The organism is Pseudomonas sp. 8Z (genome assembly GCF_902506535.1).
GTDB lineage: Bacteria > Pseudomonadota > Gammaproteobacteria > Pseudomonadales > Pseudomonadaceae > Aquipseudomonas.
On the sequence record NZ_LR733826.1, the window covers coordinates 281,160 to 302,939 of the forward strand.

The following is a 21,780-nucleotide window of genomic DNA, read 5'->3' on the forward strand; positions in this document are numbered from 1 at the left end:
AAGCAAAGCAGGAGCCACCAATGGGTGACAATTTCTTCGCCAGTGGGCGCCAGTTGGATGTGATCTGCCTCGGACGCTTGGGCGTCGATCTTTACGCACAGCAAATTGGTGCGCCTCTGGAAGAGGTCGGCAGTTTCGCCAAGTACCTGGGTGGCTCCTCCGCCAACATTGCTTTCGGTACTGCGCGGCTCGGGCTCAAGTCTGCGATGTTGACTCGGGTTGGCGACGATCACATGGGGCGCTTTCTCACTCAGGCGCTTCAGCGCGAAGGTTGCGATACCCGCGGCATTGGCATTGATCGCGAGCGGCTGACGGCCATGGTGCTTCTGGGCATCAAGGATCGCGAGACCTTCCCTCTGGTGTTCTATCGTGAAAATTGCGCCGACATGGCGCTGAGCGAAGCCGATATCGACGAAGCCTTTATTGCCAGCAGCAAGGCGCTGCTGATTACCGGTACGCATTTTTCTACCGAGGGCGTCTATCGGGCCAGCAGCAAGGCGCTGGACTATGCCGAGAAGCATGGCGTGCGGCGGGTGCTGGACATCGACTACCGCCCAGTATTGTGGGGCCTGACTGGTAAGGCTGACGGTGAGACGCGCTTTATCGCCAGTGCCGAGGTCAGTGCTCATGTGCAGCGGATCCTGCCGCGTTTCGATCTGGTGGTCGGCACTGAGGAAGAATTTCAGATTGCCGGTGGCAGCGAGGATCTGCTCAAAGCACTGCGCCGGGTGCGTGAGGTGACCCAGGCGACGTTGGTGGTCAAGTTGGGCGCCCAGGGGTGCACGGTGATTCACGGAGACATTCCGGCGCGTCTGGAGGACGGCGAAATCCATCGTGGCATCCGTGTCGAAGTGCTCAACGTACTGGGGGCCGGTGATGCCTTCATGTCTGGTTTTCTGCGTGGCTGGCTGAGCGGCGGTGACGATGCCTTGTGTTGCCGCCTGGCCAATGCCTGTGGCGGCCTGGTGGTTTCGCGTCACGCCTGTGCGCCGGCCATGCCGACGCTGGCGGAGCTGGACTACATTGACAGCAGCCCGGTGCCCATCACGCGGCCCGATCTGGATCCCGTTCTCAACCGCCTGCACCGGGTCAGCGTGCCGCGTCGGCAGTGGCAGCAACTGTTCATTTTCGCTTTCGATCATCGTTACCAACTGGTGGACATCGCTCAACAGGTCGGCGCCGACCCGGCGCGTATTCCTGCGCTCAAGCAACTGTTCGTGCAGGCCATCGAGCAAGTCCAGGCGGATCTGGCGCGGCAAGGTATCGAGGCCGATGTCGGGCTGCTGGCCGATGAGCGTTTCGGCCAGGATGCGCTCAACGCTGCCACTGGCCGCGGTTGGTGGGTCGCACGTCCGGTAGAGCTGCAAAACTCGCGGCCGCTGGCTTTCGAACATGGTCGCTCGGTGGGCACTAACCTGCGCAGTTGGCCCAGCGAGCAGATCATCAAATGCTTGGTGCAATTTCACCCTGACGATGAACCTTTGCTGCGTCTGGAGCAGGAGGCTCAGCTCAAGGGGTTGTACGAAGCGGCTCTGGCCAGCGGCCATGAGCTGTTGCTGGAGGTGATTCCACCGAAGCAGCATGCATCGACTCGCCCGGACGTGCTCTATCGCGCCATCAAGCGCCTGTACAACCTGGGCATCTATCCCGAGTGGTGGAAGATCGAGGCGCAGCCTGCGGCCGTCTGGGAGCAGCTCGATCAGCTTATCGCCGAGCGTGATCCGTACTGCCGAGGCGTGGTGTTGCTGGGGCTCAATGCTCCGGCTGAGCAGCTCGCTCAGGGCTTCCGTGAGGCCAGTGGCAGCCGCCGCTGCCAGGGTTTCGCCGTGGGCCGCACCATCTTCGGTCAGCCGAGCCGGGCTTGGCTGGCTGGCGAGCTAGACGATGCCGGGCTGATTGCCCAAGTGCGCGCCACCTTCGAATTTTTGATCCAGGCTTGGCGCGACGCCCGCGCCTGAGCCGCCATCTGACGAGCAGAGCCAAATGAGCGCACAACAAAAACTCAAAATCGGTATCAACCCTATCTCCTGGGCCAATGACGACCTGCCTGCATTGGGCGGTGATACGCCGCTGGAAACCATCCTGCGTGAGGGCAAGGAGATTGGCTTTCAGGGCTTCGAGCTGGGGGGCAAGTTCCCCAGTGAGCCCAAGGCATTGGGTGAGGTGCTTGGCCAGTATGACCTGGAGCTGGTTTCGGGCTGGTATTCCAGTCGCCTGGCCCATCGCGATGTGGACGTCGAGATCGAGGCCATTCGTCCGCACTGCCGCCTGCTCGCCGAGAACGGTGCCAAGGTGCTGGTTTATGGCGAAGTGGCCGGATCGATCCAGGGCCAGCGTGTACCGTTGATCGAGCGCCCGCGTTTTCATAGTGATGCCGCCTGGCAGGCGTATGCCGAAAAGCTCAATCGCCTGGCTGCCTTTACCCTGTCGCAGGGGGTGCGGCTGGCCTATCACCATCACATGGGCGCCTATGTGGAGTCGCCCGAGGATATTGCTCGGCTGATGGCGCTGACCTCGCCGGATGTGGGCCTGCTGTTCGATGCCGGTCACTGCTACATGGGCGGTGGCGAGCCATTGCGCGTGCTTCAGCAGCATGTCGAACGGGTCTGTCATGTGCACTTCAAGGACGTACGCAAAGGCGTTGTGCAATTGGCGCGTAACAACCAGTGGAGTTTCCCGGATTGCATTCTTAACGGCACTTTCACCGTGCCAGGCGATGGCGACATCGACTTCTCGGCATTGCTCAAGGTGCTGGTAAGCGCTGGCTATGAAGGTTGGCTGGTGGTGGAAGCCGAGCAGGACCCGGCGGTGGCTCCTGCTTACGAATATGCCAAGAAGGGCTACGACACGCTGCGCCAACTGGTGGCGCAGGCCACTGCCTGAGGAGGCCCATGATGAATCTGCTCGTCAAAGCCGACAAGACTGCGCGTGACATCATCCGGGTACCGGATAGCGCGCTGCAATACGTTGGTTTTTCTGCTCATCGCTTACAGCCTGGGGAGCGTTTGCCGGTGCAGACCGGTGATCGTGAAATGTGCATCGTGCTGCTGAGCGGTAACGTCAGCATCCAGGGTGGACATGCTCGTTTCGGCGCGTTTGCCTGGCCGGGGCTGGTCGGGCGTCAGAGCGTGTTCGAGGATGTCTCGCCTTATGCCGCCTACCTGCCGCCGGGCTGCGAGGGATCAATCATCGCTGACAGCGTTGCCGAGGTTGCCCTGTGCGCTTCACCGGGCCATCCGCAGCCGGAGCAATGGCTGGCACCGCGTTTGATCGAGCCCGCCAGCATGAAGCGCTCAACCCGTGGCAAGGGCGCCAACGTGCGCTATGTCTGCGACATCCTGCCGGATACAGCAGCCGCGCATGCGCTGCTGGTGGTCGAGGTACGCACGCCGTCTGGGCACTCTTCCAGTTACCCGCCGCATCGCCACGACAGCGATAGCCTGCCGCAGCAGAGTCGGCTGGAGGAGTCCTATTACCACCGCATCGACCCTGGCCAGGGCTTCGTTTTTCAGCGTGTTTACACCGACGATCGCGACCTGGATCAGGCCATGGCGGTCGAGGATCACGATGTGGTGCTGGTGCCACGCGGTTATCACCCGGTCTGCGTGCCTTACGGCTATGAGTCTTATTACCTCAACGTGATGGCCGGCCCTACGCGCGTCTGGAAATTTCACAACGACCCGCAGCACGAGTGGCTGCTGGATCTGTAAGCACTTTTCATCGGCCGCCTGCTTGGCCGCAGAACATGAGGACTCAGAGCATGAGCGAGACCCCCATTATTGGGCACTACATCAATGGCGAAGTCGTCACCCGCGCCGAGCGCTTCGGCGACGTCTTCAACCCTGCGCAAGGTGTGGTCAAGGCGCGTGTTGCCCAGGCTACGCTGCAAACCGTTGAGCAGGCCGTGGCTGCCGCCAAGGCTGCCTTTGTGTCCTGGTCCGAGCAGTCGGCGCTGCGCCGCGCACGTATTTTGTTCCGCTTCAAGGAGCTGCTTGACCAGCATCAGCAGGAGTTGGCCGCAGTCATCACCCGCGAGCATGGCAAGGTGCTGTCCGATGCCATGGGCGAGGTGACACGCGGCATCGAGGTGGTGGAGTTCGCCTGTGGTGCCCCGCATCTGTCCACGACTTCCTACAGCGATAACATTGGTGGCGGCATCGATAACTGGAATCTACGTCAGCCGCTGGGGGTGTGCGCCGGTATCACGCCCTTCAACTTCCCGGTGATGGTGCCGCTGTGGATGATTCCCATGGCGTTGGCCACCGGCAATACCTTTATCTTGAAGCCCTCCGAGCGCGATCCTTCCGCCAGCCTGATGCTTGCCGACCTGCTCAAGCAGGCGGGTTTGCCCGATGGCGTGTTCAATGTGGTGCAAGGCGACAAGGTGGCGGTCGACGCCTTGCTGCAGCACCCGGATGTGGAGGCGATCTCCTTCGTCGGCTCTACGCCCATCGCCGAGTACATCCACCAGGAAGGCACGCGTCGCGGTAAGCGTGTGCAAGCTCTGGGCGGCGCCAAGAACCATATGATCGTGATGCCCGACGCCGACCTGGAGCAAGCTGCCGACGCGCTGATCGGTGCCGGTTATGGTTCGGCTGGCGAGCGCTGCATGGCCATCTCCATCGCGGTGGCGGTGGGAGAGGTAGGCGATGCGCTGATCGAGAAGCTGCTGCCGCGTATCGACGCTTTGCGCGTGCGCAATGGCGTGGAGCGTGACGCCGATATGGGCCCATTGGTGACCGCCCAGCACAAGGCCAAAGTCGAAGGCTATATCACCCAGGGGGTGGCGGAGGGCGCCAAGTTGCTGGTCGATGGGCGCAACTTCACGGTGCCGGGTGCCGAGAATGGTTTCTTCGTTGGCGCCACCCTGTTCGATGGGGTGACAACGGATATGACTATTTATAAGGAAGAAATCTTTGGCCCGGTGCTGGGCATCGTGCGTGTGCCGGATTTCGCCAGCGCGGTGGAGCTGATCAACGCCCATGAGTTCGGCAATGGCGTGTCCTGTTTCACCCGTGATGGCGGCATTGCCCGAGCCTTCGCCCGTACCATCAAGGTGGGCATGGTCGGTATCAACGTGCCGATCCCGGTGCCCATGGCCTGGCATTCCTTCGGTGGCTGGAAGCGCTCGCTGTTTGGCGACCACCACGCTTACGGCGAGGAAGGTTTGCGCTTCTACACACGTTACAAAAGTGTGATGCAGCGCTGGCCCGACAGCATCGCCAAGGGCGCCGAATTCAGCATGCCGACTGCCAAGTGACTGGAGCCGCCACCATGAGCACGCAACGTCTGACCATGGCCCAGGCCCTGGTGAAATTCCTCGATAACCAGTACGTCAGTGTCGACGGGGTCGAGAGCAAATTCGTCGCTGGCATCTTCACCATCTTCGGTCACGGCAATGTGCTGGGCTTAGGCCAGGCGCTGGAGCAGGATCCCGGCGATCTGGTGGTTCATCAGGGCCGCAACGAACAGGGCATGGCGCATGCCGCCACCGGTTTCGCCAAGCAGAAACTGCGTCGGCAGATTTACGCCTGCACCTCGTCGGTCGGGCCAGGGGCGGCCAACATGATTACCGCGGCCGCGACGGCCACGGCCAACCGTATACCGCTGCTGCTGCTGCCGGGCGATGTCTATGCCAGCCGCCAGCCTGACCCGGTGTTGCAGCAAATCGAGCAGTTTCATGACCTGTCGATCAGCACCAACGATGCTTTCCGTGCGGTGAGTAAATATTGGGATCGCATCAACCGCCCCGAGCAATTGATGAGCGCGGCGATCAACGCCATGCGCGTGCTGACCGACCCTGCCGAGACCGGTGCGGTGACCCTGGCCCTGCCGCAGGACGTGCAGGGTGAGGCTTATGATTATCCCGACTACTTCTTTGCCAAGCGTGTGCACCGCTTGGATCGTCGGCCGCCAGCGGCTGCCGCCATCGAAGAGGCGCTGCGGCTCATCTCGCGCAAACGCAAGCCACTGCTGATCTGCGGCGGTGGGGTGAAGTACGCCGAAGCTGCCTCTGCCTTGCAGCGCTTTGCCGAGCGCTTCGAAATTCCCTTCGCCGAGACGCAGGCAGGCAAGAGTGCCATCGTCTCCAGCCATGAACTCAACGTCGGTGGCATTGGTGAAACCGGCTGTCTGGCTGCCAACTTGCTGGCCAAGGAGGCTGATCTCATCATTGGCGTGGGCACCCGTTACAGCGATTTCACCACCTCGTCGAAGTGGCTCTACCAGAACCCCGACGTGGAGTTTCTCAACATCAATGTGGCTGCCTTCGATGCCGGTAAGCTCGATGGGGTGGCGGTCGTCGCCGATGCTCGCGAAGCCCTGATCGCCTTGAGCGCCTTGCTAGGCTCCACCGACTACCGAGCCGCTTGGGGCGCCCAGATTGGCGAGGCGCGTGAGCAATATCGCGAGGAGGTCGAACGGGTCTATGCCGCCCGCTATAGCGGCTCGGACTTCGTGCCGGAGGTCGATGATGCATTGCCGCGTGCGGTGCTCGATGAGTTCATCCGCCTGACCGGTTCATGTTTGACGCAGAGTCAGGTGCTGGGGCGCCTCAATCAACGCCTGGCTGACGACGCCATCATCGTTGCCGCCGCTGGCAGCCTGCCCGGCGACCTGCAGCGCGCCTGGCATAGCCGCGCGGTTAACACCTATCACCTGGAGTATGGCTACTCCTGCATGGGCTATGAGATCAACGCTGCGCTGGGGGTGAAACTGGCTGAGCCTGCGCGTGAGGTCTATGCCCTGGTTGGCGATGGCTCCTACCAGATGCTGCATTCGGAGTTGGCCACCTCGATTCAGGAAGGGCGCAAGATCAATGTGGTGCTGTTCGACAACATGGCTTTCGGTTGCATCAATAACCTGCAGGTCGGTCATGGCATGGGCAGTTTCGGCACCGAATTTCGCTTCCGCAACCCGGAGACGGGCCGTCTCGATGGCGCCTTCGTACCGCTCGACTTTGCCATGAGCGCTGCCGCCTATGGCTGCAAGACCTACCGGGTGCGCAGCCTTGAGGAACTCGACGCGGCCCTGGCCGATGCCAGTCAGCAGTCGGTATCGACCCTTATCGACATCAAGGTACTGCCCAAGACCATGCTGCATGGCTACCTGTCCTGGTGGCGTGTGGGCGGTGCCGAGGTGTCCACCAGCGAGAAGATCGCTGCAGTCGCGCAAGTGCTCAAGGAGAAGACCGCTCAGGCCCGTCAGTATTGATGCTCGATCATCCGAGGCATGCTCATCACAACTATTCCAATTGGAGAACCATGTCATGACTTTGAATATTGGGGTGATCGGTACCGGCGCCATCGGCCGCGACCATATTCGCCGTCTCAGCCATACGTTGCGCGGTAGCCGTGTGGTGGCAGTGACCGACATCAATGCCGCGCAGGCTTCCCGCGTCGTGCAGGAGGAGGGCATCAGTGCCGAAGTCTATGCCGATGGCCATGCTCTGATCGGTGCTGCGGATGTCCAGGCCGTAGTGGTCACTTCCTGGGGGCCGACCCATGAGGAGTATGTGCTGGCTGCCATCGCAGCGGGCAAACCGGTGTTCTGTGAAAAACCCCTGGCAGTCACTGCCGAGGGCTGCAAACGCATCGTCGACGCCGAGCAGGCCTATGGTCGGCGCCTGGTTCAGGTGGGCTTCATGCGCCCCTACGACGCGGGATACCGGCAGCTCAAGGCGGTGCTTGACGGTGACCGTATCGGCGCGCCACTGATGATTCATGCCGCGCACCGTAACCCGACGGTAGCCGACAGCTACAGCACGGACATGGCCATCACCGATACCCTGATTCACGAAATCAACGTGCTGGCCTGGTTGTTGGACGATCAGTATGTCTCGGCGCAGGTGGTGTTTCCGCGCAAGGCCCCCAAAGCCTTGGAGCATCTGCGTGACCCGCAGATCGTGTTGCTGGAAACCGCCAAAGGTGTGCGGATCGATGTCGAGGTCTTCGTCAACTGCCAGTATGGCTACGACATTCAGTGCGAGGTCGTGGGTGAACGCGGTATCGCCCGCTTGCCCGAGCCGACCACTGTGCAGTTGCGCAGCGAGGCGCGGCTCTCCAACGAGATTCTGATGGACTGGAAGGATCGTTTCATCGACGCCTACGACGTGGAGTTGCAGGCCTTCATCGATGACCTGGCGCGCGGTCAGTTGACGGGTCCATCGTCGTGGGATGGTTACCTTGCGGCAGTCACCGCTGATGCCTGCATAAGCGCTCAGAACAGCGGCGCCATCGTGCCGATCAGTCTGCCCGAGCGGCCTGCGTTCTACGGCTGACTCCTGTTCCAGCCGACAAGGCTGCTGCCGCTTTAGGAGGTGTGCATGCGTATCGGATTGGTCGGCTATGGTCATGCTGGCCGCTTCTTTCATGCCCCTTTGATTGCCTGTACGCCGGGCCTGGCGTTGGTTGGTGTGGTGACGCGCTCGGCCATGCGCCGTGCTCTGGTGGCTCGGGATTATCCGGGGGTGATATGCCATGACAGCCTCACCGGGCTGCTGGATATCGGCGTCGACAGCGTGGTGATCGCGGCGCCGCTGGCTGAACGCCCGGCGTTAGTGTTGGAGGCCATCGCCCGTGGTGTAGCGGTGGTGAGCGAAAGCCCGCTGGCGACCAACCTCGCCGAGGCACGAGCGATAAGCGATGCTGCGCAGCAGGCCGGGGTCGCGCTGACGGTCTTCCATAACCGGCGCTGGGACTCGGACGTGTTGACAGTGGCTCGGTTGTTGGCTCAGCAAGCGCTGGGGCGCATACGCATCTTCGAGTCCCGTCTGCAGGCACAGGCGCCGCGACGTGCGGGTGGCCTGCTGCTCACCCAAGGTTGTCATCTGGTAGACCAGGCCTGCCAGTTATTCGGCCCGGTGACGCAGGTATATGCCGAGGTTTTGGCACCGGCGGGTTTGCCCGGAGAGGACGACGAATTTTTCCTGTCGCTGCAGCATGGCGGTGGCGTGGTGTCACACCTGTGGGGCAGTCGTTTGCAAGACTGTTCTGCCCGTTTACGAGTGGTCGGCGAGGCGGGTGTTTACACCGTCGATGGCACCGATGGCCAGGCTGAGGCACTGTTGCAAGGTCGTACACCGCGCAGCGAAAAAGGCAATTGGGGCGTGGAGGAGCATCCACGCTGGGGCTGGCTGCATCAAGCGCAAGAGCGTCAGCGTGTGCCGAGTGAGCGCGGTTGCTGGCCGCTCTTTTACCAGCAGTGGGCCGCTACGTTGATTGATGGCGCGCCGCTGCCGGTCGAGCCGGATCAGGCGCTGGCGTGCCAGGCAATTCTGGATGCGGCGCAGCGTAGCGCGATGAGTAGACGGCGCGAACCCGTTGAAACGATTGCCACTGAAAGTCGACAGCACCTGCAGGCAACGCGAGGTCGAGGAGACGTGGCGGGTGGCAGGCGGCAAGTTCGTAGTGGACTATAAATTCTATTTTTATCTTGTTGTGGAAATAATTTTTCAATATGGTGTTTTGGCGAGCGCGTATGAAGTGCCCGCACTCTCAGGCTCAACTGCATCTCAACAACAATAAAGAAGGGTGCCGCCTCATGAATCCTCAGGATATGACCTCCGCTTCGCTGTTTCCGGCATCGGGCCGACTCCTGCAGTCGCTCTCGTTGTTGGCGTGTATCCGCGGCGCTGAATGCAGACGCGCGATGCTGCCGACCTCCCGGACTGTTGCGCCTGGCGCGGCGCGGCGCTGACACGCAAGGTTCCCCACTCTCATTTCTCTATGGAGTCTTTCCACATGCCGAGCAAACGTCGTTTCGCTGCCCTGGCCTTGTCTTTGATGTTGACCAGCACCGCAGCCCTCGCTGAGTTAAGGGTCGGGGTGACCATGTCGTCATTCGATGACAACTACCTGACTTACCTGCGCGAGTACATGTCCGAGAAGGCCAAGACCGATGGTGTGCAGTTGCAATTCGAGGACGCCCGCAACGATGTGGTCAAGCAACTGAGCCAGGTGCAGAGCTTCATCAGTCAGAAAGTCGATGCGGTTATCGTCAATCCGGTGGACACCATGGCCACCCGCACTCTGACGAACGCAGCGACCAAGGCAGGTGTGCCTATCGTCTACATCAACCGCCGCCCGGATGATCCGCAGTTACCCGATGGTGTGGTGACCGTGACCTCCGATGACAAGGAAGCGGGGCGCCTGCAAGCCCAGTACGTCGCCGATAAACTGGAAGGCAAGGGCCAGGTGGCTATCCTGCTGGGCGACCTGGCCAACAACGCCACCCATAACCGCACAGCCGGGATTAAGGAGACGCTGGCCAAATACCCGGATATCACGATTGTCGAGGAGCAGACCGGCGCCTGGCAGCGCGACAAGGGTATGGATCTGACGAGTAACTGGCTGCTGGCTGGCAAGGAACTCAATGCAGTGCTCTCCAATAACGATGAGATGGCCATTGGCGCCGCCATGGCGCTGCGTCAGGCGGGCAGGACGGATGTGTTGGTCGCGGGTGTCGATGGCACACCGGATGGCCTGGCGGCTATCAAGCGCGGGCTAATGGCCGTATCGGTCTATCAGGATGCCAGGGGGCAGTCTGAAGCCTCGCTCGACGCTGCATTGAAGATGATCAACAAAACGCCTGGCGAGCAACACGTCGTGATTCCCTATCAGTTGATCACGCCGCAAAACCTGGCCGAGTTTCAAGCGCTGACTAAATGAGTCGGGCCAAGCATGCCTCCATCCGCAAGGTTTTGTTTGCGCCGCTAGTGTGAGCTGCCTGCCTTGGGCGTGAAATGAACAACGGGCATCCCGCTTACGGGATGCCCGTTTTTTATAGGGCGCCAGCTTGCTCGCGTGGGTGAACGAATGCTGGGTGCATAGTGTCCTTGATAAGGCTCTGTTCGTTTTAAAATTCCAAAAAACTGTTGACTGGAATTTATTTTCCAATAAAGTCAGTTCTGCGCTACGACGAAACACAGCGACCTTGCATCTGGTGAGGTCAGGCTGAACAAAAATAAAAGGTGCCGTCATGCTATCGCTTTACCACCCTCTTTGCGGGCTGCCGTCCGCTCATCTTTACACCTTCTCTCTCGCCGAGACCTGTTCGTCGAGCCCAGTCTCTGGGGCTCCTTCGCGCATCAACCTTCACTGACCAGCGGCTTGCGCCGCTTGATCGGCGCCCGCGAGGAGAACGCGATCATGCTCAACGCTGCCACTTCCCAGTCTTCTGCCCAACCGTTGCCGACCCAGAGCGAATACCTGCTCGAAATCGTTGATGTCACCAAGGAGTTTCCCGGTGTCAAGGCGCTTTCTGAAGTGCAACTGCGTGTACGCCCAGGCACTGTACTGGCGCTGATGGGCGAGAACGGGGCGGGTAAATCCACGCTGATGAAAATTATCGCCGGTATCTACCAGCCAGATGCTGGCGAGCTGCGCTTGCGTGGTGAGCCGGTGCACTTCGAAACACCCTTGCAGGCACTGCAGTCGGGCATTGCCATGATCCATCAGGAGCTCAACCTGATGCCATTTATGACCATTGCCGAAAACATCTGGTTGGGGCGCGAGCCGCTCAATGCGCTGCACCTGGTCGACCATGGGCGCATGCGCCGACAGACTCAGGCGTTACTCGATCGGCTGCGTATCAACCTTGATCCTGACGATAACGTCGGTTCGCTTTCCATTGCCGGGCGGCAGATGGTGGAAATCGCCAAAGCGGTGTCTTACGACAGCGATGTATTGATCATGGATGAGCCAACCTCGGCGATTACCGAAACCGAAGTGGCGCATCTGTTCTCGATCATTGCCGACCTCAAGGCGCAGGGTAAGGGCATCGTTTACATCACCCACAAGATGGACGAAGTGTTCCAGATTGCCGATGAGGTGGCGGTTTTTCGCGATGGCCAGTACATCGGTTCGCAACGTGCCGACAGCATGAATGGCGACGGCCTGATCGCCATGATGGTGGGCCGTGAGTTGAATCAGCTCTTCCCTGAGCGCACAGCGCCGCGCAAGGACGTTCTGCTCTCGGTGCGTGATCTGGCGCTGGAGGGGGTGTTCTCCGGGGTTTCCTTCGACCTGCACGCCGGTGAGGTGTTGGGCATTGCCGGACTGATGGGCTCAGGGCGCACCAATGTGGCTGAGGCGCTGTTCGGTGTAACGCCGGCAACCAGCGGCGAAATTCGTATCGATGGTGAGCCGGTGCGGATGAACGATCCTTGCCTGGCGATCCAGAAAGGCCTCGCGCTGCTGACCGAAGACCGTAAGGACACAGGCCTGTTTCCCTGCCTGTCGGTCGGGGAAAACATGGAGGTTGCGGTGCTCTCCGGCTTTGCCAGTGGCGGCTTCGTACAGCAGCAGCGTCTTGATGAACTGTGTGAGCAGATGAGCCAGCAACTGCGGGTCAAGACACCTTCGTTGGATCAGTGCATTGCCAATCTTTCCGGTGGCAATCAGCAGAAAGCCCTCTTGGCGCGCTGGCTGATGACCCGTCCGCGTGTGCTGATTCTCGATGAACCGACTCGTGGTATCGACGTCGGTGCCAAGGCCGAAATCTACCGCTTGATCGCCAACCTGGCTGCCGAGGGCCTGGCGGTCATCATGATTTCCTCCGAGTTGCCTGAAGTCATGGGCATGAGTGACCGGGTGATGGTGATGCACGAAGGCACCGTGACGGGTTTTCTCGATCACGCCGAGGTGACTCAGGAGCGTGTCATGCACCTGGCTTCGGGTAATCCCGTCTTTCACTGAAGCGCGTTATGCGTGGCGGGCCGTGCCCGCCACTTCCTGGCATAAAAAGAGGTAGAACAAGATGAGTGCCATTCTGGACAATAAAACTGCAGCGCTTCCCGCTACGCGCCCGCGTCGACGCATTCCGACCGAGCTGGGCATCCTGCTGGTGCTGATTGGCATTGGCCTGGCCTTCGAGGCCTTTGGTTGGGTGCTGCGCGATCAGAGCTTCTTGATGAACCCGCAGCGCCTGGTGCTGATGATTTTGCAAGTGTCGGTGATCGGTCTGCTGGCCATCGCGGTAACCCAGGTCATCATCACCACCGGTATCGATTTGTCATCCGGCTCAGTGTTAGCGCTGTCGGCAATGGTTGCTGCGAGCTTGGCGCAGACTTCGGATTTCGGCCGCGCGGTGTTTCCCTCGCTAACCGATATGCCGGTGTGGGTGCCTGTCATGGCAGGGCTTGCAGTGGGATTGATAGCCGGAGCCATCAACGGCAGCATCATCGCCATCACCGGTATTCCGCCTTTCATCGCCACGCTGGGCATGATGGTTTCGGCTCGTGGTCTGGCGCGCTATTACACCGAAGGCCAGCCAATCAGCATGCTCTCCGAGGAGTACACTGCGATCGGCGCTGGCGCCATGCCGGTCATCATCTTTCTGGTGGTGGCGGTGATCTTCCATATCGCGCTGCGCTACACCAAGTACGGCAAGTACACCTATGCCATCGGCGGCAACATGCAGGCGGCGCGTATCTCCGGGATCAATGTCAAGAAGCACCTGGTCATCGTCTACAGCATCGCGGGGCTGCTGGCTGGCTTGGCTGGAGTGGTGGCCTCGGCACGTGCGGCTACTGGTCAGGCAGGTATGGGGATGTCCTATGAACTGGACGCCATTGCCGCTGCGGTCATCGGTGGTACCAGCCTGGCCGGTGGCATGGGGCGTATCACCGGTACGGTGATTGGTGCCTTGATTCTCGGGGTGATGGCCAGCGGCTTCACCTTCCTGGGTGTCGATGCCTACGTTCAGGACATCATCAAGGGCCTGATCATCGTTATCGCCGTGGTGATCGACCAGTACCGCAACAAGCGTAAGGCCAAGCGCTGAGCGCGTTCTGAGCGGGCTCGCGGTATTTCCCCAAGCCCTTATGCGCGGTCTCTGCAGCCGCGCATGGGGGCTAACTCTATCTAGCATTGCGCCCGTCGAGCGCATTGGTTGTGTGCTGGGTTTTCTTCAAGTGCCTGGAGGTAAGCATGCGTAACATCGGTATTGGTTTGATTGGTACTGGCTTTATGGGGCACGCACACGCGTTGGCGTTTCAACATGCGCTGAGCAGTTTTACCCTGCCGGTACTGCCGCGTCTGGTGGCCCTGGCAGATGCTGACCCTGCGCGTGCGGCCCGTTGTGCTGCTGACTGGGGCTTCGCCAAGTCCTGTGATTGGGAGAGCCTGATCGCTGATCCGCAGGTTGAGCTGGTGGCTATCACCACGCCCAATCTGTTGCACGCGCCGATGGCATTGGCCGCGCTTGCGGCCGGCAAGGCGGTTTATTGCGAGAAGCCGCTGGCGGTGACGCTGGAGGAAGCGACGCAGATGCGTGATGCCGCGCGTGCTGCTGGGGTGGTCAATCGTGTGGGCTACAACTACCTGCAAAACCCTATGCTGGGCTTGGCTCGTGATCTGATCGCGGCTGGCGAGGTGGGTGAGATCGTCAGCTTCAACGGTGAATTCAGCGAAGACTTCATGGGCGACCCGCAGGGAGCTTTTACCTGGCGCTGCGAGACGGGGCAGGCCGGCGGCGCTCTGGCTGATCTGGGCAGCCATCTACTGTCGCTGTCGCGCTTTTTGCTTGGCCCGGTCGAGGCGTTGTGCGCCGACTTGCATACGGCACATGGGCAGCGCCCGCACCAGAGTGGGCTTCGCGCGGTTGAGGTCGATGATCAGGCGCATCTGCTACTGCGTTTTGCCAGTGGCGCGCGTGGTGCGCTCACGACCAGTTGGCTCAAGCATGGGCGTAAGAACCGCCTGGCCTTCGAGGTGTGTGGCACCCGTGGCACCTTGACCTTTGATCAGGAACGCCTCAACGAGCTGCGTTTCTATCAGGCGGGCGAGCGTCCAGAGCTGGCAGGCTTCCGCACCTTGCTGGCTGGCCCGCAGTTGCCTGACTATGCCGCTTTCTGCCCGGCCCCTGGCCATCAGCTTGGTTACAACGAGCTGAAGACGCTGGAAGTTCGCTCATTGCTTGAAGCGCTAGGGGGCAACTCCGGCTACACCGGAGTGGATTTCCAGGAGGCGTGGGAGGTGGAGCGCCTGGCCCATGCCGCTCGCACTTCGTCTCGTGAGGGGCGTTGGGTGCGTTTGTAGCGCTTGTCACTGCTGATCAAATAACGCGCAAGGCCCAGCCAGTCATTGGTTGGGCCTTGTGCTTTGGGGGCGTCAGCCTATTTGTCGTGCTGAGATTGTAATACAAGGGTGAGATGCGGCCTGGGTGTGTGCGTGCTACTCGCATCAACTTGACCGAGAGCCTTATAAAGCAAAAGCACCGGTGCGATGCAGGTCGCTGCCGGTGCCTTGCACGGGAGTGCGCCAGCCAATACTGGCTACTTCAGGCGGGCTTGGTAGGTTTCCAGATTCTCTGGGGTGATCAGTTCGTAAGGCACCCAAATGGAGGCCTCAACCGGTTCCTTGCGGATCATTTTCAGTGCCGACTGCAGGGCTTGGATGGCCTGGCCTTTGGGGTCTTGAAACACCGAGGCTGCCAGCAAGCCACGCTTGATTGCGGCCTGGCCATCGGGCAAACCGTCGACGCCTACCACGGCAACCTCGCCATTGCTTTTACCCGCTTGGCGCAGAGCCATGGCCGCGCCAATGGCCATCTCGTCGTTGTTGGCGATAATCGCATCGAACTGGGTGCCGGCAGTCAGCCAGTTGCTGGTCAGATCCATGCCCTTGCTGCGATCCCAGTCGGCGTTCTGTTCGGCCACTACCTTGATGTCCGGGTAAGCCTTGAGCGCTTCTTTGACACCTTCGGTGCGCCCGCGCGTGGCGTTCTGGGTCAGCTCACCCATGATCAGGGCGACATTGCCTTTACCGTTCAAGCGCTTGGCGATGAAGTCCCCCTGCAAACGGCCTGCCTGGAGATCTTCGGAGGTCACGGCGACCACGCCTTCGGGGAGCTTGGGGTTGTCAGGCCGACGATTGACGTACACCAACGGGATCTTGGCTGCGGTGGCTGCGCGGGTGATGTTGACGGTGGCCGCGGTGTCTACCGGCAGCACGATGACCGCATCGACGTTCTGCGCGAGAAAGCTCTGAACCTGGTTGAGCTGGCGTACAACGTCGCCCTGAGCATCCTCGAACTGCATGGTGACTTGTTCCGTCTTGCCTGCATCCTCAAGGCTGCGGCGTACGTTGGTCATAAAGTTATCGTCGACCTTGGCAATGCTGACGCCGATACGGTAATCGGCCATCGCCAGAGGAGTAAGCGCGCATACGAAGGCAGCGCAGAGCAGTTTGCGAAGGGGCATGTGAGATTCCTCTTGTTTTTATGATGATGGGCCCGAGGGCCCGGTGTTACAGGGTGAAAGCGGCTTGAAACCGCTGCAGGGCTCGCTCGGAGTCACCGTCTGCCGCCCAGCCTTCCAGGCCGACTACGCCGCGGTAGCCCAGCTCGGCGAGCGCTCGGGCGATGGCGGGGTAGTGGATTTCACCGGTGCCGGGTTCGCAGCGCCCCGGCACGTCGGCGACCTGAATTTCACCGATAGAGGCACCGGCACGGCGGATGAGTTCAATCAGATTGCCTTCGCCGATCTGTGCGTGATAAAGGTCCAGATTCAAGCGCAGATAGGGGCTGGCGACTGCCTCGATCAGTGCCAGGGTGTCCTCGGCGCGGGCGAAGGGTACGCCGGGGTGATCAACGGCGGTGTTGAGGTTTTCCAGCAGGAATACTTTGTTGGCCTGCTCGCCCAGACGTGCGATCTCGGCCAGGGTGTCACGTGCGGCTAGCCATTGCGCTCCGTTGACGGTGCTCAGGGGTTTGACTGGCAGCCCACGGTTGTCCAGGCCGGTGCCGTGCAAGTTCAGGGAGGGGCAGTTGAGTCGTTCGGCGACCTCAAGTGATTCGCGGGCGCTGGAGAGCAGTGCCGCGCGGCCTTCGGGGCTGATCAGGTCGCCAGAGATGTAGCCGGTCATCGAGGTGAAGCGGGCGCCAGTGGCGGCCAGGGCGTCGATGTCGTGGCGTGTCCAGTCCCAGATTTCCACGGCGAAGCCCAAGGCATGCAGGCGGCGTACGCGCTCGACGAAGGGCAGGTCGAGGAAGACCATTTCAGCGCTGACAGCCAGGACGAAAGGCGAGGTGTTGGTCATGGCGTTTACTCCTGTACTGCAACAGGTTGACCGGTTTTCACCGATTCGATGGCGGCCAGGGCAATGGCCAGCGCCGCACGGGCATCGGCACCACCGACCGGTACGGGCGTACCGCCGTGCACGGCATCGATAAAGGCGCGCAATTCACCCAGATAGGCGTCGCGCAGCAGTTCGGCATCCGAGCGTTGGGTGGTTTGGCTGATGCCTTCGGCGCCGTAACAAACCAGCTCGCTGGTACGTGCATCGCCCGCAGTGAGCATGCCGGCACTGCCAAACACTTCGCCGCGTACGTCATAGCCGTACACCGCCTGGAAGTTGGCCTCGGCGGTGGCGATCGCGCCGTTGTCGTAGCGAATGGTGACCACGGCGGTGTCCAGCAGGCCCTTGTCGCGGAAATCTGGGCGTACCAGAGCGTCGGCTACCGCATATACCTGGGTGGCCCGTGCGCCTGGGTTGAAGAAGTTAAGCGTGTCGAAATCGTGGATCAGGGTTTCCAGAAAGATTGTCCAGGGCTTCACTGCGGCAGGGTTTTGCAGGCCAGGATCGCGCGTCAGCGAGCGCATCAGTTGCGGCGTGCCGATGCGTCCGGCGTTGATCATCTCGCGTGCGGTACGGAAGCTGGTGGCGAAACGGCGGTTGAAACCCACCTGCAGAGCAACACCGGCATCGGCGCAGGCTGCGATGGCGCGGTCAGCTTCTTCCAAGGTCACGGCCATGGGCTTTTCACAGAACACTGGCTTGCCTGCGCGTGCGGCTGCCACGACCAACTCGGCATGGCTGCGTGCCGGGGCGACGATAACCACTGCCTCTACGGCCGGGTTTTCGATCAGGGCTTGTGGGTCGGTATGGATGTGCTCGACATCGAGGATTTCACCGAGGCGGGCGGCAGCACCGGGAGCCGGATCGGCCAGGGCGACCAGACGGGCGCCGTGAAGATGTTGGGCGAGGGCAGTGGCGTGGAAGGTGCCCATGCGACCTGTACCGATGAGGCCGACGGACAGAGGTGTCTTGGAATGAGGCATGAAGAGGCGTCCTATTGTGGTTGTTATGCGCAGGGCCTTGGGCCCGAAAGGGCTTCAGCAACCGTCATGCCAGTCATGGAATGCGCCATTTTTAGGGGTTTTCAGGTGGGGCGACTCTTGTAATATGTCTAAAAAAAAGACATGCCTAGTTAGACATGTCCAACTTTCAGACAGAGTCACCACCATGCTTGAGTTGGGCGCCGCAAATGATCTGAGTCAGGAGTTGCTGTTTGTCAGTGAGTTGCAGCAGCCGGCTTCTGCTGTTGCTATTGAGCGTGGTTTGGATGCGGCTTGGGTGGACTGTTTGGCAGGTGATTCGGAGTTGTCTGCGCTCCGCTCTGTGATTCGCGCGTCCTGGCTACGCAGTCGGGCGGCTGGCGTCGAGGCCGAAGAGTTCCACTACGAGTTCGTCGAGCCTCAAGAGCTGACGAGCCGTCTTGCGGCCAATCGTGAAGTTCTCGATATCGCCGCACCGATCATGGCCGAACTGCTGCGCTACAACCCCGGTGGCCACCTTAATCTGGCTGATGCCGATGGTGTGACGCTCAGCGCTTGCGGGGTGGATTTGACTCCTCTCGGGAGTCGTTTGCTGGAGCAGGTACAAGGCACTAACTGCACGGGGCTGGCGCTGCGTGAGCAGCGTCTGGTCTTCGTTCTGGCGGGTGAGAACTTCAAGCGTGAACTGCGTGAGCGGCACATGCACTGTGCCTCGGCGCCGGTACGCGACCCCCAGGGCCGATTGCTTGGGGCGCTGACGCTGACTGCTGCGGTTGGCAACTTTCATTGTCACACCCTCGGCACCGTGCAGGCGGCAGCGGAGGCCGTGTCGCGGCAATTGGCGCTCAAGGCCCTGCTGGATGAGCAACAGCGTGTGCTGGAGGTGCTTAATGAAGGGGTCATTCTGCTCGATGATGGGCGCCACATCCGTAGCCTCAATGGCTATGCTCGGCGTTTACTGCAGCTCGATGATCAGCAGTTGGGCAGGCCGTTCGCCAGCCTTATCGCTCAGGATACCGACCTCGGGCACTGGCTGGATCGTCGCTGGGAGCGTCAGGATCGTGAGCTAACGCTGCTATTGCCTGATGGCGGTAGCCTGCCGTGTCTGGCCTCGGCTTCGCCAATCGCGCAGGGTGGCTGGGTGCTGTCGTTACGTGAGAATCGCCGGATCCGGGAAATCACCCGGCAATTGCTCGGCACTCGGGCGCGTTACAGTTTCGCGGATATCCAGGGGCGCTCAGCGGCGTTGCAAGACTGCATCCGACTTGCTCAGGCGGCCAGTCGTAGCGAGGCGACGGTATTGATTCAGGGGGAAAGTGGCGTGGGCAAAGAGTTGTTCGCTCAGGCCATTCATAATGCCAGTAGCCGCTGTGCTGGCCCTTTCGTTGCGGTGAATTGCGGTGCCATTCCACGTGATCTGGTGCAGAGCGAACTGTTCGGGCACGTCGAGGGCGCGTTCACGGGGGCGGCGCGCGGAGGCGCGGCAGGTAAGTTCGAGCTGGCTGATGGCGGCACCTTGTTTCTCGATGAGATTGGCGACATGCCCCTGGACGCGCAAATCAGTCTGCTGCGAGTGCTTCAGGAAGGCGAGGTGACGCGCATCGGTGCTAAGAAGGCGCATGCGGTGGACGTTCGTGTTATCGCCGCCACCCATCGCGATCTAGCTCAGGCCGTTGTTGGCGGGAGTTTTCGTGAGGATGTGTTCTACCGACTCAATGTGCTGACGCTTGAGGTGCCGCCGTTGCGTGAGCGTCGTGAGGACATTCCCAAGCTGGTGGCGACAATGCTCAAGAGTTTGGGGCGCAACCTTGAGCGACCACCGCAGGCCATCGCCGATGAGGCCTTGGCACTGCTGATGGCACATAACTGGCCAGGTAACGTACGTGAGCTGGAAAACGTCATCGAGCGCGCGATCAATCTGGCGCAAGGTGCTTTCATTCAGCCTGCGGATTTACCGCCTGCACTTGTCCGTGTGGCCAATGGCGACGCAGAAGCAGAAAGCCATCTCCCGCCCCTTGAGCTAGGCGAGCGTGATCTGATTCGTGCAGCGCTGGAAGAGACCGCAGGCAACATCCGCCGCTCAGCAAGTTTGCTGGGCATATCGCGTGCAGGCATTTATCTGAAGCTCAAACGCTATGGGTTGGATGCCGGAAAATTTCGTCGCCTTGATGACGATTCCACCGCGCCAGGTGATTGAGCTGGGTTTGATCGTGCCGAGGCTATGGCCCAGTGATAGAAAGAAGGCTTGCGCGTTGCGCAAGCCTTCTGCGTTTTAGCCTTGGCGTTTTTCTTCTGCCAGGCAAGCCGCCGCAGTGAAGAGCGCATCGGTTGAGGAGTTCAGAGCGGTTTCTGCGGAGTCTTGAACGATACCGATGATGAAGCCGATCGCTACGACCTGCATGGCTACGTCATTGGGAATGCCGAACAGGCTGCAGGCTAGAGGGATCAGCAGCAGCGAGCCTCCCGCTACACCTGAAGCGCCGCAAGCGCTGATCGAGGCAAGCAAGCTCAACAGCAGGGCAGTGGGCAGATCGACGGCAATATTCAGGGTGTGCACGGCTGCCAGGGTCAGCACGCTGATGGTGATGGCTGCGCCAGCCATGTTGATGGTGGCGCCGAGCGGGATAGACACCGAATAGGTTTCTTCGTGCAGACCAAGGCGCTGGCACAGTTGCAGATTGACTGGAATGTTGGCCGCCGAGCTGCGGGTGAAGAAGGCCGTCAGGCCGCTTTCGCGCAGGCAGGTGAAAACCAGCGGGTAGGGGTTGCTACGCGTCTTCCAATACACCAGTGCTGGGTTAATCAGCAATGCGACCAGTAGCATGCAGCCGACCAGTACCACGAGTAGGTGCAGGTAGCCGAGCAGCGCGCCGAAGCCGGATTCGGCCAATGTTGAGGCCACAAGGCCGAAGATCCCCAGCGGAGCCAAACGGATGACCAGCTTGACGATGGATGTGACGCCATTGGACAAATCGCCCAGTAGCTGTTTGCTGCCGACGCTGGCATGGCGCAAGGCGAAGCCCAGGCCGATGGCCCAGGCCAGGATGCCGATGAAATTGCCTTTGAGCAGGGCGTTTACCGGGTTGTCGACGACGTTCATCAGCAGGGTCTTGAGAACTTCACCAATCCCACCCGGCGGCGACAGTTCGGCAGCCTGACTGCTCAGTACAAGCGCAGAGGGGAAGGCGAAGCTGGCGACGACCGCCACCAATGCGGCACTGAATGTGCCGAGCAGGTACATCAGCAGGATTGGGCGAATATGGGTCTGTTGACCGTGCTGATGGTTCGCGATGGAGGCCATCACCAGAATGAACACTAATACCGGGGCGACGGCTTTCAATGCCGAGACGAACACATTACCGATCAGACCGACTGAAAGCGCCGCCTGAGGTGCGACAACGGCAAGGGCAATGCCCAGGAGCAGGCCTACGGAAATCTGCACGACCAGGCTGGTACGGTTGAGCAGTTGTAGGAGTGGATTGACGGCTTCGGACATGACGCAGATCTCTGTTTACTGAGGCGCGAGGGTATTCGCAGGCCTTTCTCGAGCGGCTTTCCAGCCAGGGGCGGAAAAAATAGCGCGCGACTCTAGCACAGTCGCCAGCACCATTTGCCTGGGTAATGAGGGTGGGGCGAGTCAGTGCAACTGTGTGTCGCATTCAGGTAAACCTTTACTGCTTGAAATATCGAACATTCGGCGCTTATTTTGTACGCGGTGTGTC

16 protein-coding genes are annotated in these 21,780 nt (G+C 60.7%); 12 read left to right on the forward strand and 4 right to left on the reverse strand.

Translation table 11 applies throughout. From position 1 onward, the window contains the following. The first annotated feature begins 20 nt into the window (after nucleotides 1-20). The 11 genes from iolC to AERO9A_RS10705 all read left to right on the forward strand — a co-directional run bounded on the left by iolC (nucleotide 21) and on the right by AERO9A_RS10705 (nucleotide 15,038). Entirely contained in the window at nucleotides 21-1,958 is a 1,938-nt protein-coding gene (gene iolC / locus AERO9A_RS10655) for a 5-dehydro-2-deoxygluconokinase (RefSeq protein ID WP_159971934.1), read from the forward strand. Nucleotides 1,959-1,983: 25 nt separating this feature from the next. Continuing rightward, a complete protein-coding gene (gene iolE / locus AERO9A_RS10660; RefSeq protein WP_159971935.1) occupies nucleotides 1,984-2,883 on the forward strand; it encodes a myo-inosose-2 dehydratase in 900 nt (299 codons plus the stop codon). A gap of 11 nt (nucleotides 2,884-2,894) precedes the next feature. Then, nucleotides 2,895-3,710 (forward strand): 5-deoxy-glucuronate isomerase, encoded by an 816-nt coding sequence (gene iolB, locus AERO9A_RS10665; RefSeq protein ID WP_159971936.1) that lies wholly within the window; start codon nucleotides 2,895-2,897, stop codon nucleotides 3,708-3,710. A gap of 50 nt (nucleotides 3,711-3,760) precedes the next feature. Next, the gene (locus tag AERO9A_RS10670) at nucleotides 3,761-5,260 is read left to right on the forward strand and encodes a CoA-acylating methylmalonate-semialdehyde dehydrogenase (protein ID WP_159971937.1); all 1,500 of its coding nucleotides are present in this window, start codon (nucleotides 3,761-3,763) and stop codon (nucleotides 5,258-5,260) included. Nucleotides 5,261-5,274: 14 nt separating this feature from the next. Continuing rightward, nucleotides 5,275-7,212 carry a 3D-(3,5/4)-trihydroxycyclohexane-1,2-dione acylhydrolase (decyclizing) gene (gene iolD / locus AERO9A_RS10675; RefSeq protein WP_159971938.1) on the forward strand — a complete coding sequence of 646 codons (1,938 nt, stop codon included), beginning with the start codon at nucleotides 5,275-5,277 and terminating at the stop codon, nucleotides 7,210-7,212. Between the two features lie 55 nt (nucleotides 7,213-7,267). Further along, nucleotides 7,268-8,278 (forward strand): Gfo/Idh/MocA family protein, encoded by a 1,011-nt coding sequence (locus AERO9A_RS10680; RefSeq protein ID WP_159971939.1) that lies wholly within the window; start codon nucleotides 7,268-7,270, stop codon nucleotides 8,276-8,278. A gap of 45 nt (nucleotides 8,279-8,323) precedes the next feature. Continuing rightward, nucleotides 8,324-9,418 carry a Gfo/Idh/MocA family protein gene (locus AERO9A_RS10685; protein WP_159971940.1) on the forward strand — a complete coding sequence of 365 codons (1,095 nt, stop codon included), beginning with the start codon at nucleotides 8,324-8,326 and terminating at the stop codon, nucleotides 9,416-9,418. Between the two features lie 322 nt (nucleotides 9,419-9,740). Beyond that, complete coding sequence (locus AERO9A_RS10690) at nucleotides 9,741-10,667, forward strand: sugar ABC transporter substrate-binding protein (protein ID WP_159971941.1); 927 nt, start codon at nucleotides 9,741-9,743, stop codon at nucleotides 10,665-10,667. 480 nt (nucleotides 10,668-11,147) lie between these two features. Next, nucleotides 11,148-12,695: a sugar ABC transporter ATP-binding protein gene (locus AERO9A_RS10695; RefSeq protein WP_159971942.1), complete on the forward strand. Its 1,548-nt coding sequence runs from the start codon at nucleotides 11,148-11,150 to the stop codon at nucleotides 12,693-12,695. 61 nt (nucleotides 12,696-12,756) lie between these two features. Next, nucleotides 12,757-13,782, forward strand: a complete 1,026-nt coding sequence (locus AERO9A_RS10700) for an ABC transporter permease (RefSeq protein ID WP_159971943.1) — start codon at nucleotides 12,757-12,759, stop codon at nucleotides 13,780-13,782. Nucleotides 13,783-13,928: 146 nt separating this feature from the next. After that, nucleotides 13,929-15,038 (forward strand): Gfo/Idh/MocA family protein, encoded by a 1,110-nt coding sequence (locus AERO9A_RS10705; RefSeq protein WP_159971944.1) that lies wholly within the window; start codon nucleotides 13,929-13,931, stop codon nucleotides 15,036-15,038. 236 nt (nucleotides 15,039-15,274) lie between these two features. On the opposite strand, the gene AERO9A_RS10710 is transcribed toward AERO9A_RS10705, so the two are convergent. Genes AERO9A_RS10710 through AERO9A_RS10720 form a run of 3 tightly spaced genes read right to left on the reverse strand, consistent with a single transcriptional unit; the run spans nucleotide 15,275 to nucleotide 18,061 of the window. Further along, complete coding sequence (locus AERO9A_RS10710) at nucleotides 15,275-16,201, reverse strand: sugar ABC transporter substrate-binding protein (protein ID WP_159971945.1); 927 nt, start codon at nucleotides 16,199-16,201, stop codon at nucleotides 15,275-15,277. Nucleotides 16,202-16,247: 46 nt separating this feature from the next. Continuing rightward, a complete protein-coding gene (locus AERO9A_RS10715; RefSeq protein ID WP_159971946.1) occupies nucleotides 16,248-17,039 on the reverse strand; it encodes a TIM barrel protein in 792 nt (263 codons plus the stop codon). Nucleotides 17,040-17,044: 5 nt separating this feature from the next. Next, entirely contained in the window at nucleotides 17,045-18,061 is a 1,017-nt protein-coding gene (locus AERO9A_RS10720) for a Gfo/Idh/MocA family oxidoreductase (RefSeq protein WP_159971947.1), read from the reverse strand. A 184-nt stretch (nucleotides 18,062-18,245) separates the two neighbouring features. Here AERO9A_RS10720 and AERO9A_RS10725 point away from each other — a divergent pair, with 184 nt between their 5' ends. Beyond that, the gene (locus AERO9A_RS10725; protein WP_159971948.1) at nucleotides 18,246-20,255 is read left to right on the forward strand and encodes a sigma-54-dependent Fis family transcriptional regulator; all 2,010 of its coding nucleotides are present in this window, start codon (nucleotides 18,246-18,248) and stop codon (nucleotides 20,253-20,255) included. Nucleotides 20,256-20,330: 75 nt separating this feature from the next. On the opposite strand, the gene sstT is transcribed toward AERO9A_RS10725, so the two are convergent. After that, the gene (sstT, locus tag AERO9A_RS10730) at nucleotides 20,331-21,554 is read right to left on the reverse strand and encodes a serine/threonine transporter SstT (RefSeq protein WP_159971949.1); all 1,224 of its coding nucleotides are present in this window, start codon (nucleotides 21,552-21,554) and stop codon (nucleotides 20,331-20,333) included. Between the last annotated feature and the right edge of the window lie 226 nt (nucleotides 21,555-21,780).

What these genes read in the sequence shown, in the direction of transcription:
- iolC (WP_159971934.1), top strand. Translation starts at nt 21, where the DNA reads ATGGGTGACAATTTCTTCGCCAGTGGGCGCCAGTTGGATGTGATCTGC.
- iolE (WP_159971935.1), top strand. Translation starts at nt 1,984, where the DNA reads ATGAGCGCACAACAAAAACTCAAAATCGGTATCAACCCTATCTCCTGG.
- iolB (WP_159971936.1), top strand. Translation starts at nt 2,895, where the DNA reads ATGAATCTGCTCGTCAAAGCCGACAAGACTGCGCGTGACATCATCCGG.
- AERO9A_RS10670 (WP_159971937.1), top strand. Translation starts at nt 3,761, where the DNA reads ATGAGCGAGACCCCCATTATTGGGCACTACATCAATGGCGAAGTCGTC.
- iolD (WP_159971938.1), top strand. Translation starts at nt 5,275, where the DNA reads ATGAGCACGCAACGTCTGACCATGGCCCAGGCCCTGGTGAAATTCCTC.
- AERO9A_RS10680 (WP_159971939.1), top strand. Translation starts at nt 7,268, where the DNA reads ATGACTTTGAATATTGGGGTGATCGGTACCGGCGCCATCGGCCGCGAC.
- AERO9A_RS10685 (WP_159971940.1), top strand. Translation starts at nt 8,324, where the DNA reads ATGCGTATCGGATTGGTCGGCTATGGTCATGCTGGCCGCTTCTTTCAT.
- AERO9A_RS10690 (WP_159971941.1), top strand. Translation starts at nt 9,741, where the DNA reads ATGCCGAGCAAACGTCGTTTCGCTGCCCTGGCCTTGTCTTTGATGTTG.
- AERO9A_RS10695 (WP_159971942.1), top strand. Translation starts at nt 11,148, where the DNA reads ATGCTCAACGCTGCCACTTCCCAGTCTTCTGCCCAACCGTTGCCGACC.
- AERO9A_RS10700 (WP_159971943.1), top strand. Translation starts at nt 12,757, where the DNA reads ATGAGTGCCATTCTGGACAATAAAACTGCAGCGCTTCCCGCTACGCGC.
- AERO9A_RS10705 (WP_159971944.1), top strand. Translation starts at nt 13,929, where the DNA reads ATGCGTAACATCGGTATTGGTTTGATTGGTACTGGCTTTATGGGGCAC.
- AERO9A_RS10710 (WP_159971945.1), bottom strand. Translation starts at nt 16,201, where the DNA reads ATGCCCCTTCGCAAACTGCTCTGCGCTGCCTTCGTATGCGCGCTTACT.
- AERO9A_RS10715 (WP_159971946.1), bottom strand. Translation starts at nt 17,039, where the DNA reads ATGACCAACACCTCGCCTTTCGTCCTGGCTGTCAGCGCTGAAATGGTC.
- AERO9A_RS10720 (WP_159971947.1), bottom strand. Translation starts at nt 18,061, where the DNA reads ATGCCTCATTCCAAGACACCTCTGTCCGTCGGCCTCATCGGTACAGGT.
- AERO9A_RS10725 (WP_159971948.1), top strand. Translation starts at nt 18,246, where the DNA reads ATGCTTGAGTTGGGCGCCGCAAATGATCTGAGTCAGGAGTTGCTGTTT.
- sstT (WP_159971949.1), bottom strand. Translation starts at nt 21,554, where the DNA reads ATGTCCGAAGCCGTCAATCCACTCCTACAACTGCTCAACCGTACCAGC.